The sequence below is a fragment of the Nesterenkonia flava genome (genome assembly GCF_031432335.1).
Classification (GTDB): Bacteria; Actinomycetota; Actinomycetes; order Actinomycetales; family Micrococcaceae; genus Nesterenkonia; species Nesterenkonia flava.
Genome location: NZ_JAVKGT010000083.1, coordinates 1 through 1,028 on the forward strand (window position 1 = coordinate 1; position 1,028 = coordinate 1,028).

Sequence of the window (1,028 nt, forward strand, 5' to 3'; positions counted from 1 at the left end):
GACTCTCCTTCAGGACCTACATAACGGCCCTGCCACTAAGTCTGACGCGCGACACGCAAAGCGCCAGGAACGAACTGAGACGCCCCGAACAACAGGCTGACCCAGAACACCGCCAGCGTCACAGTCGAAAGCGGGGCCTGGTCGGCCAGTCCAGACCACTCCAACACCCACCCGGTGCCCAGCAACAGCCCCGAGCCCAGCGGAATCAGGACACGACGATCCCCCCACCACCGAGGTTCTTTAGTGGTCTCGGCAGAAGCCGTGTCCTCACGGGGGGAAGCACACCCGCAGGCATCCACGCTCATCGCTGCACCTGCTCTCCGCCAGCGCAGCACCCCTCCGGGCACACCGGGTCAAGACACTCCGCACCCTCATCGACTGCCAGGGTGGTCTCCACCAAGGCGTTCAGCGCCCTTGACAGGTGAGGGTCAGCGATCTCATAGCGGGTCTGGCGGCCCTCCGGCTCAGCCACCACGATCCCGCAATCCCGCAAGCACGCCAGATGATTCGACACGTTCGTCCGCGTCAGCTCCAGGTCACGGGCAAGCTTGGCTGGATAGCCGGGAGCATCCAGCAGGGCCAGCAGAATCCGGGACCGGGTGGGGTCGGCCATAGCGCGGCCCAGCCGGTTCATCACATCAAGACGAGAAGCAATAGTCAGCATGCAATGACCATACAGCGAACGATGACTAGTCAGCAAGTAGTGACCTAACCAGAAGGCTACCTTCAGTACGCGGGAGGTTGCAGGCGCACCTGGTTGGCATGAGCCACGACAACACCAGACACCCTTCGCGCCGAACCAAGAAGACCAAGCCGTTAGACCAGGAGTCGGATGTTCCGGCGGTGCTGCCTCATGTGGTCATCACCGTCACCGAACCCACCGGGACCCTGGCGGTCACCGTGGATGGCGAGGACTTCCCCGCACCCGAAGACGGGGCATGGTCTCGTGCCCGGTTCGGTGAGCTTCTGGACACGGTCACTGGGGACCGGACTCGGACGGTGCGGATCGAGGTCCACGAAACCGACGG

The 1,028-nt window shown here is 63.6% G+C and carries 1 protein-coding gene and 1 pseudogene; one reads left to right on the forward strand and one right to left on the reverse strand.

Going from position 1 to position 1,028, the window contains the following annotated elements; genetic code table 11:
- Positions 1-301 precede the first annotated feature (301 nt).
- Positions 302-664 (reverse strand): Cd(II)/Pb(II)-sensing metalloregulatory transcriptional regulator CmtR, encoded by a 363-nt coding sequence (gene cmtR / locus RH857_RS13545; RefSeq protein ID WP_138254006.1) that lies wholly within the window; start codon positions 662-664, stop codon positions 302-304.
- Positions 665-762: 98 nt separating this feature from the next.
- On the opposite strand from cmtR, the pseudogene RH857_RS13550 reads away from it, so the two are divergent.
- Positions 763-1,028, forward strand: a pseudogene (locus RH857_RS13550) (hypothetical protein); the annotation flags it as partial.